Origin of the sequence: Pseudomonas sp. GD03903, assembly GCF_029840045.1 — a bacterium.
GTDB classification, from domain to species: Bacteria; Pseudomonadota; Gammaproteobacteria; order Pseudomonadales; family Pseudomonadaceae; genus Pseudomonas; species Pseudomonas pseudonitroreducens.
The window spans coordinates 303680-312691 of the sequence record NZ_JAOCBT010000009.1; the positions used below are offsets into that span (position 1 = coordinate 303680).

Annotated in this window: 6 protein-coding genes and 1 pseudogene; 1 reads left to right on the forward strand and 6 read right to left on the reverse strand. The window is 65.7% G+C overall.

What is annotated here, in order from left to right; all coding sequences use genetic code 11:
- Nucleotides 1-48: 48 nt before the first annotated feature.
- The 5 genes from N5C91_RS17175 to N5C91_RS17195 form a co-directional block, all read right to left on the reverse strand.
- Entirely contained in the window at nucleotides 49-2430 is a 2382-nt protein-coding gene (locus N5C91_RS17175) for a TonB-dependent receptor (protein ID WP_236202272.1), read from the reverse strand.
- Between the two features lie 370 nt (nucleotides 2431-2800).
- Nucleotides 2801-3484: a molybdopterin-dependent oxidoreductase gene (locus tag N5C91_RS17180; protein WP_279830797.1), complete on the reverse strand. Its 684-nt coding sequence runs from the start codon at nucleotides 3482-3484 to the stop codon at nucleotides 2801-2803.
- Nucleotides 3485-3494: 10 nt separating this feature from the next.
- On the reverse strand, nucleotides 3495-4550 hold the full coding sequence (locus N5C91_RS17185) for a substrate-binding domain-containing protein (protein ID WP_279830798.1): 1056 nt from the start codon (nucleotides 4548-4550) through the stop codon (nucleotides 3495-3497).
- Between the two features lie 27 nt (nucleotides 4551-4577).
- Nucleotides 4578-5600, reverse strand: a complete 1023-nt coding sequence (locus tag N5C91_RS17190; protein WP_279830799.1) for an ABC transporter permease — start codon at nucleotides 5598-5600, stop codon at nucleotides 4578-4580.
- Between the two features lie 13 nt (nucleotides 5601-5613).
- Complete coding sequence (locus tag N5C91_RS17195) at nucleotides 5614-7161, reverse strand: sugar ABC transporter ATP-binding protein (protein ID WP_279830801.1); 1548 nt, start codon at nucleotides 7159-7161, stop codon at nucleotides 5614-5616.
- A 255-nt stretch (nucleotides 7162-7416) separates the two neighbouring features.
- Here N5C91_RS17195 and yghU point away from each other — a divergent pair, with 255 nt between their 5' ends.
- A complete protein-coding gene (gene yghU / locus N5C91_RS17200) occupies nucleotides 7417-8253 on the forward strand; it encodes a glutathione-dependent disulfide-bond oxidoreductase (protein ID WP_236170564.1) in 837 nt (278 codons plus the stop codon).
- A 677-nt stretch (nucleotides 8254-8930) separates the two neighbouring features.
- Here yghU and N5C91_RS17205 read toward each other — a convergent pair.
- Nucleotides 8931-9012: pseudogene (locus tag N5C91_RS17205) on the reverse strand (hydrolase); the annotation flags it as partial.

A 9012-nucleotide genomic window follows, 5' to 3' on the forward strand; every position in this document is an offset into this window, starting at 1 on the left:
GAAGTAGTAAGGGCCGCGATGCGGCCCCTGGATTTTCAACAGCGCAGATCAGAACGAATAGCTCGCGCGGGCGTAGTAGTACGCGCCGTTGGAGCCGATCGGCGAGAGCACGTCGTACGGCAGGTTGCCGCCGTAGTTGATCTCGGAGCTGGAGCGCTCCGGGTAGTTGTCGGTGAGGTTGTTGCCGCCCACCGCCAGGCTGAACTGCGGGGTGAACTTGTAGGCCACCTCGGCATCCAGCTGCCACACGGCGCCGTAGGTCTGCTCCGGGTGGTAGCCGTCGCCGAAGTCGAACACGCGGGTGGTCTCGCCCTGCCGGGTCAGGCGGCCGAGCAGGTTCCACTGCGCATCGCTCCAGGTGGTGGTGAGGATGAAACGATCCCGGGGCGCGGCGTCGGTGAGGGTGTTGCGCTCCTCTACGCCCACCAGCGCGTCGTCGCCGATGCCCAGGTCGGACAACTGCTGCGGGGTGCCCTTGGTGTTGCGCACCTTGGTGTGGTTGTAGGTGTACGCGGTGGTCACGCCCAGCGTGCCGCCGACCAGGGGCTGGTGATAGTTGAGCACCAGCTCGGCACCGTCGGTGCGGGTATCGGCGGCGTTGGTGAAGAAGTTCACGTCGTGCACGCCGGCCACGCCGAAGTTGTCCTGGATGAACTGCTCCATGGCGTCGCTGCCGATGCGCTGGGACAGGGTGATGCGGTCATCGACGTCGATACGGAACACGTCGAAGGACAGGTCGAAGCGCTCATTGAGCTGGGCGGTCAGGCCCAGGCTGAAGTTCTTCGAGGTCTCCGGGTCGAGCTTCTCGGCGCCCAGTGCGCGGGCGATCGGGTCGTTCACCGAGAGCACGCGGATATCGGTGAGCGTGCCGCCGTCGCCGAAGTTGCTGGTGGTGTTCTGGAAGCCCACCTGGGCCAGCGATGGCGCGCGGAAGTTGGTGGATGCCGCACCACGCAGGGCCAGTACCGGAGTCAACTGGTAGCGCCCGCTGAGCTTGCCGGTGAGCTTGCTGCCGGCATCGTCGTAGCGCTCCCAGCGGGCAGCGGCATCGACGAAGAACTGGTCGGTGAGATCGCCCGACAGATCCACGTAGGTGCCGAAGACGTTGCGGTCGATGTCCACCTCTTCGCTCGGGCGCAGGCCGTTGGCGCCATCCGCGCCGACGCCGTAGTAAGAGGCCGGGTCGCCAGCGCTGGTGATGTAGTTTTCGTAGCGGTACTCGCCACCGAGCGCGAGCACGAAGGGTCGCCCGGCAAGGCTCAGCTCGCGGCTGAGGTCGAGGTTGGCGACGCTCTGGCGCAGTTCGTAGTCGCCGGTGTCGAAGCGCGTCGGCGTGTCGTCGCCCAGCGACGCATTGAGCGTGCGTCGGGTGGAGGATTCGAAGCGGTTGCGGCCGTGGGTGACGCTGGCGTCGTAGTCCCAGGTGTCGGCAATCAGGCCCTTGTAGCCCAGTGTCGCGGAGAGGTCGGTGTTATCGCCCAGGGACTGCGGCAGGTAGCCGTTGGGGTAGATCTCCGGGTGCTCGTCCGGGTAGCGGTAGAACTCCGCGCCGGTGGTGTGGCGCTCGTTGTACAGGCCGAAGGAATACAGCTTGCCGCCGCCCAGGACGAGGTCGCCGTTGAACCAGGCGTTGACGTCGCGCGCCAGGCCGTCGCCCATCACGTAGTTGCGCTGCCCGGGGGTGTCGGCGAAGCCATCGTAGCCGGCGCGGTTGGTCGGCTCACGGTTGATGAACTCGGCGCCGCCACGGACGAAGCCGTCTTCGCCCAGGCGGGTGCCGGCCTTGGCCGCGGTGTAGGAGTTCTGCCCGTCGGTGGTGGTCTTGCCGATGGCGTCCTGGTGGGTGTGGTAGGCGCCGTAGCTGGTGGTCACCTCGCCGCCTTCGGGCGCGTCGTCGAGGATGATGTTGATCACCCCGGCGATGGCATCGGAGCCGTACTGCGCACCGGCGCCGTCGCGCAGTACTTCGATGCGCTTGATGGCGCTGATGGGGATCGAGTTGAAGTCCACCGGCGCGGTGCCGCGGCCGATCTTCGACGAGTCGTTGACCAGCGCCGAGGTGTGCTGGCGCTTGCCGTTGATCAGCACCAGCACCTGGTCCGGGCTCATACCGCGCAACTGGGCGGCGCGCACGTGGTCGGCGCCGCCGGAGTTGGACTGGCGCGGGAAGTTGAAGGACGGCAGCAGCGTCGCCAGGGCCTGACCCAGTTCGCCGCCGACGGCGCCGGTAGACTTCAGGTCCTGCGCGGTGAGCACATCGACCGGCACGGGGGAATCCAGCAGGGTGCGGTTGTTGCCGCGGGTGCCGGTGACCAGCACGGTCTCCAGCTTGGTGGTGGCCTCGGGGGTCGACGAGCTGTCGTCGGCATGCGCGGAGGCCTGGGCGATGACCGAGGCCACCGCAACGGCAATAAGGGAACGGGATAACACGCGAAATACTCCTGTCTCGCTTAAAGAGCGCCACTCGCCGTTGGCGGCGAGTCCGGAACTCCGCTTTTTTGGGTTCTTTTGACTTGAGCGGTTGGTGTCGGAAGTCCGGAAACCGCGAGCGACTGTCCCCCTCAGGGTGGAGAAAACAGTGCTCGGGAAAACGCTCCAGGTGTCACGGCCGGTCTCTTTTCGTGATGAGCGAAAAGGCGCGGCTCTCGGTATCGCGGGTCATCCCTGACCCGATGGGGAAGGCATCATCCTAGCTAGTGGCAGAATGCTTTTAAACGAATAAAAAATGCTTTGTTTATAACCGATTACCATGTTCGCCCAGCAACATCGGCCAGTGTTGCCAGGGCAACAGCGGATGCCTTCAGTCGAAGGCCTTGCGCGTCCATTCATCCTCGGGAATATCCAGAGCCGCACCGGAAAAACGCTCCTCGCGGAACGGGTCGGCGTCGTTGTGGAAGCCGTTGCGCTCCCAGAATCCGGGCCGGTCGGTGTCGCTGAATTCCAGCTCGCGCAACCACTTCGCGCTCTTCCAGAAATAGCGCCCCGCGATCACCAGCCGCAGCGGCCAGCCATGCACCGGGGTCAGCGGCTCATCGGCATAGTGCGTGGCGAGCAGGCTGTCCGGGCGCAGCAGTTCTGCCAGCGGCAGGTTGGTCTGGTAGTCGTGGTCGGCATGGGCCATGACGAACTGCCCGGCCGGCCGCACGCCGTAATGATCGAGCAGATCGGCGAGATGCACGCCGCGCCATGAGGTATCGAACTTCGACCAGCGCGTGACGCAATGGATATCGCAGACCAGCTCGCGCAGCGGCAATGCCAGCAGGTCGTCGAGACTCAGTTCCAGCGATTGCGTCCCAGGATTTTGCCAGGACAACGCGCCGGCGAGCCGCAGGCGCCAGGTTTCACGCTCGTACTCCGGCACCGCGCCTTCATGGAGTATCGGGAAGCGTTCGGTCAGCACCTGCCCCGGCGGCAGGCGATCGCCGTAACGCGGGTCGCCCGCCGGCGAGCGTGCCTTCTGCAGACGCCTGGCCTTGTCGTGCATCCCCGAACCCTCAGTTTGCCAATGGAATCCACGGCGCCTGCGCGACCTTCTGCGCCTCGCCGAAGGCCGGCACCTTGCGCGCCAGGTCGCGAACGTTCTTCACGTCGAGGTCGAGCAGTTGCTGGCGGGTGATCAGGGTCGGCGGCACCAGCACCTGCTCGCCCGGGTTCTCCCCGGCGATGCGCAGCGCCAGGCTGCGCACGCTGATGGCTCCGGCAACTTCTGGGTTGACCGCGGCGGTGGCGCTCCAGGCGCTGCCCTCTTCCTTCATGATCTGGATGTCGGCGGTGGAGATATCGGCGCTGTAGATCTTCACCTTCTGGCCCAGGCCGGCTTCGTCCACGGCGATCTTCACGCCCTTGGCGAATTCGTCGAAAGGTGCGAAGAACACGCTGATGCCAGGGTTGGCGCGCAGCACTGCGCTGGCCTGGTCAGCCACCGAGTTGGCGATGGGCGCGTTGAGCGTGCCGAAGCGCGCCTTCTCGACGATGCCGGGGTTCTCGGCCTTCACCTGGCGCCAGATTTCGTCGCGGCGCTCCATGGGGGTGAAGCCGTCGATGTACACGTAGCCGGCCTCGAAGGCCTTGCCGTTGTCCTGCAGCACCTGCTGGAGCGCCAGGCGTGCCAGCTCGCGGTGATCCTGCTCGACGCGGGTGATGCGCGGGTCGTTCACGTCGACGTCGAAGGTGACCACCTTGATGCCCTTGGCCAGCGCCTTGTCGATGGAGTCCTTGAGCGTCTCGGCGAGGCCGAGCTGGACGATGATGCCGTCCACGCCCAGGTCGATGGCCTGCTCCAGCATCTCGCGCTGGGTGGCCGCCTGCTGGCGGGCGTCGAACACGCGCAGCTTCACATCCAGCGCGCTGGCCTGTTTCTCCACGCCGCGCAGGTAGGCTTCGGGGAAGTCGCCGGAGAACAGGTAGCCGACCAGGGCGATCTGCACGCCGCCCTTGTCGAAGGGTGCGGGCGCGCCGGGCAATCCCGCCGCAACGGCGCTGGCTGCGCCGGACAACAACAGGCCGGCGGCGAACAGTGCGCGCAGGGATTTGCAGGGGGTGAATTTCATCGGTTGATTCTCCGAAAAAGTGGCCGATCAGTGCCCGCGCCGGGCCAGACCGAAGGTAAACATCAGGGCCGAAACCAGTACGGCACCCTTGACGAAGTCCTGGGCGTAATAGGGTGCGTTGAGCATGGTCAGACCGTTGAGCAGCGTGGCCACCAGCACGGCGCCGACCAGCGTGCCGAAGGCATTGGGCTTCTGCGCGCCGAGCACGGCGAAGCCGATCAGCGCGGCGCCGAGGGCATCCAGCACCAGGCCGTTGCCGGAGCTGACGTCGCCACGTCCGAGGCGCGACGCCAGCAACAATCCACCCAGCGACGCCAGCAACGCCGAGAGCACGTAGGCGAGCAGCTTGTAGCGCTCCACCGGCGCACCGGCGAGGCGCGCAGCCTGCTGGTTGCCGCCGATGGCGTAGAACAGCCGGCCCGGCCGCGTGCGTTCGAGGAACAGCCAGACCAGCAGCGCGCAGCCAAGCATGATCACCACGGGCACCGGCACGCGCTCCCACAACTGCGCGCGGCCAAGAGCAAGGAACCAACTGGCGAAAGCGCCTGGAGCCTCGTCGCCGTTGGGCAGGGTCATGCCGACAGCGATGGAGCGGCCACCGGTGGGAATCAGTTGCACGCCCACCACTAGGAACATGCTGCCCAGGGTGGCGAGGATGTCCGGCACGCGCATGCGCACAATCAGCCAGCCATTGAGCAGCCCGACCAGGGTGCCGAGGCCGAGGCTGACGAGGATCGCCGCCAGCGGCCCCCAGTCCAGCACCACCATCACGTAGCTGGCGCTCATCAGGCTCAGCGCGGCCACCGCACCGATGGACAGGTCCAGCCCGCCCACGGCCATGCTCAGGGTCACGCCCAGGGCGAGCAGTGCGACGATGGACACCGACTGCAATACCAGGAACAGGTTGCCGACCCGCAGGAAGGCCGGCTCCAGCAGTGCGAACACCAGCACCAGCAAGGCCAGCAGCAGGAGCAACGCATAGTGGATGAGGAAGTCGAGCAGGCGAGCGACGGAGGACGTCGCCGGGCTGCCCACGGCAGTTCTGGACACGCAAGGTTCCTTTCTAGATACGCGCAGTTGCCTGGCGTGAAGGGTTGGATGGGGTGAGATGGGCGACGATCTCGCTGCGTTGCAGGTCCTGCCGGGGCAACTCGGCGACCACCGCGCCGTCGCGCACGACGAGGATGCGGTCGGCGATTTCCAGCGCCTCGTCCGGGTCGCTGCAGATCAGCAGCGTGGCGCGGCCGCCGGCGCTGGCGCGGATGCGCTGGCCAATCTCGCGGCGGGCGCGCACGTCGACGCCCTGGAAAGGTTCGTCGAGGATCAGCACACGGCCCCGTCTTAGCAGCCAGCGGGCAAGAATGACCTTCTGCTGGTTGCCGCCGGAGAGCAGCTCCAGCGCGGACTCCATGCAATCTCCCTGGATAGCCGGCCCCTTGATGCCCAGCGTTTCGATCTGTTCGGCCACCCTGGCGCGCTCGGCATCACGCTCGATGAAGCCCAAGCGCGTGAAAATGCGCAGGAACGGCAGCGTCATGCTGGCGCGTACCGAGAAGCCCGGTATCCGTGAATTGCGCGCGCGGTCCTCGGCGGCGAAGTACACCCCGGCGGCAATCGCCTCGCGCGGCGAACGCGGCTGCCAGTTGCGGCCATCGTGGCGGATCGAGCCGGCATGCTGGCGGCGCAGGCCGAACAGCACTTCGGCGATCTCGCTCTTGCCGGCGCCGAGCAGGCCGGTCAGGGCAACCACTTCGCCTTCGTGCAGGTCCAGGTCGAAGGCGGCACTGTTTGCATCGAGTTGCCAGTCGCGCAGGGTCAGCACGCTTTCGCCCCGCTCCAGCGCCTGCAACTGCACGTCGCCCAGCGCAGCGCCGAGCATCGATTCGACGGCGGCGGCAAGGTCCAGCGGTGCCTTGAACTCAGCCGCCAGGCGACCGTCGCGCAGCACCAGCGCGCGGTCTGCGATGCGCTGCAGATCAGTCAGCCGATGGGAGATGTAGACGATCGCCACGCCGCGAGCGCGCAGGCGCTCAATGAGTTTGAACAGGCGCTCGGCCTCACTGGTCGACAGTGCTGCGGTGGGTTCGTCGAGGATCAGCAGGCGAGGGTTGCGGGCCAGCGCGCGGGACAGGATCACCAGTTGTCGTTCGGCGGTGCCCAGCGACTCGATGGGCGCCTGCAGCGGCAGCTCCAGTTCCAGCCCGGCGGCGATCTCGGCGGCCCGGTGCAAGGCTTCACGCGGGCGGAACAGCAACGGCGCCGAAGCACCGCAAAGCTCGTCCAGCAGGAGGTTTTCCGCGACGCTCAGGCCGGGCACCACGCCCTGCTCCACCTGCTGGTGCACGGCCACGATGCCATGGCGGCGGGCGTCCTGGGGCGAGGCGAAACGGACCGGCACGCCATCGATCAGCAACTGCCCGGCATCGTGGCTATGGGAACCGGCAAGGATCTTCACCAGCGTCGACTTGCCCGCGCCGTTGGCACCGAGCAGGGCAAGGACTTCGCCAGGGCGAATTTCCAGGTCCAGGTCGACCAGCACGCGGTTCTCGGCATAGGACTTGCCGACGCCTTCGAGGCGGAAGAATGCGGCGCAAGCGGGCTGGGCAGACATGGGACTCTCGATACGACACGAAAGAGCGAGAGCGTCATTGCAGCGCTTCGCCGTTGGACTGAGCGGCGATTCTTTTATAATCTCAAACTATGCATCAACTAATTTTTAATATCGTTTATGCATATGCTAACAACCACCCGAGCAAGGCGTCGCGCACTGTTCGCCCAGCAACAGCAGCCAGGGAAAAACGGCTGACGCGACACCGATCGGGCGGGTAGCATCCATGGCATTCAACCCACAAGGTGAGAACTCGAGATGGCGAACGATACCTACACTCCACCCCGCGTCTGGACATGGGACAAGAGCAACGGCGGCGCCTTCGCCAGCATCAACCGGCCCATCGCCGGCCCGACCCACGAGAAGGCATTGCCGCGCGGCAAGCACCCGCTGCAACTGCATTCGCTGGCCACGCCCAACGGCGTGAAGGTCACCATCCTGCTCGAAGAGCTCCTGGAACTGGGTGTGACCGAAGCCGAGTACGACGCCTGGCCGATCAGGATTGGCGATGGCGACCAGTTCGGCAGCGGCTTCGTCGAGATCAACCCGAACTCGAAGATCCCCGCCCTGCTCGACACCAGCGTCAGCCCCGAGCTGCGCATCTTCGAGTCCGGCTCGATCCTGCTGTACCTGGCAGAGAAGTTCGGCCACTTCCTGCCCAGGGACCTGGCCAAGCGCACCGAGACGCTGAACTGGCTGTTCTGGCAGATGGGCAGCGCGCCCTTCCTCGGCGGCGGCTTCGGCCACTTCTACGCCTATGCGCCGGAGAAGTACGAGTACCCGATCAATCGCTACGCCATGGAGGTCAAGCGCCAGCTCGACGTGCTCGACCGCCAGCTGGCCGAAAACCGCTACATCGCCGGCGACGAGTACAGCATCGCCGACATGGCGATCTGGCCCTGGTACGGCGCGCTGCTGAACAACCAGGTGTATGAGGCAGCCGAATTCCTCGACGTGGAGAGCTACACCCATGTGCGCCGCTGGACCGACGAAATCGCCGCCCGCCCGGCGGTACAGCGCGGACGGCGGGTCAACCGCACCTGGGGCGACGACGCGTTGCCGGAGCGGCACAGTGCCGAGGATTTCACGCGGTAATGGGTCGTCCCTTCCTGCGGATCGCGGACGAAGTGCGCTCCCACGTAGCCTGATGTTTTTGTAGGAGCGGACTCCGTCCGCGATTGGCCACCCAGCACCCCGGTTCAAGGGTTCGCGAGCAGCTCGCTCCTACAGGAAAAGCATGCTCCACGCTCTGGCTCTGGCTCTGGCTCTGGCTCTGGCTCTGGCTCTGGCTCTGGCTCTGGCTCTGGCTTGATAAGTCTTCCAGTGAAACACCCGCACACTCCGAATGCCCCGTTCAGGAGGCCTCGTTGAATTGGAGTTTCAGGGGTTGAGCGGCATGGATGCCGCGAGAGCCGCGATGGGCCAGGGATGGCCCTTCGCCGGGGGACGCCTAGTTCGGGCCCCTGAAACTTCGATTCGACGAGGGAATTTTTCGCCTGAGCGAAAAACCGGATGTCCGGGGCAAGACCTTTGCCCACTTTGGGGCGTTTGCCAAAGTGGGTCGCCCGAGGGGGCGAAACAAGAAGCCGACGCGCACGCCGAAGCGACGCAGGAAACCAAGGCGCGAGGCAGACACATCGCGGACGGAGTCCGCTCCTACGAGTAGGCACGCCGCCACAGCAGGTTCGCGAGCAAGCTCGCTCCTACAGGAGCCGAGCAAGGAAAAACCGGAGCATCTTCCGAAGCTCCGGTTTTTTCATTTCAGCGAGTTGTTACTTGCCCGCAGTCAGCGCGTTGTAGCTGGTCATCAGGTTCCGATAATCCGGAATGTGATTCGAGCACAGCGCCGCCAGC

What these genes read in the sequence shown, in the direction of transcription:
- N5C91_RS17185 (WP_279830798.1), bottom strand. Translation starts at nt 4,550, where the DNA reads ATGAAATTCACCCCCTGCAAATCCCTGCGCGCACTGTTCGCCGCCGGC.
- N5C91_RS17180 (WP_279830797.1), bottom strand. Translation starts at nt 3,484, where the DNA reads ATGCACGACAAGGCCAGGCGTCTGCAGAAGGCACGCTCGCCGGCGGGC.
- yghU (WP_236170564.1), top strand. Translation starts at nt 7,417, where the DNA reads ATGGCGAACGATACCTACACTCCACCCCGCGTCTGGACATGGGACAAG.
- N5C91_RS17195 (WP_279830801.1), bottom strand. Translation starts at nt 7,161, where the DNA reads ATGTCTGCCCAGCCCGCTTGCGCCGCATTCTTCCGCCTCGAAGGCGTC.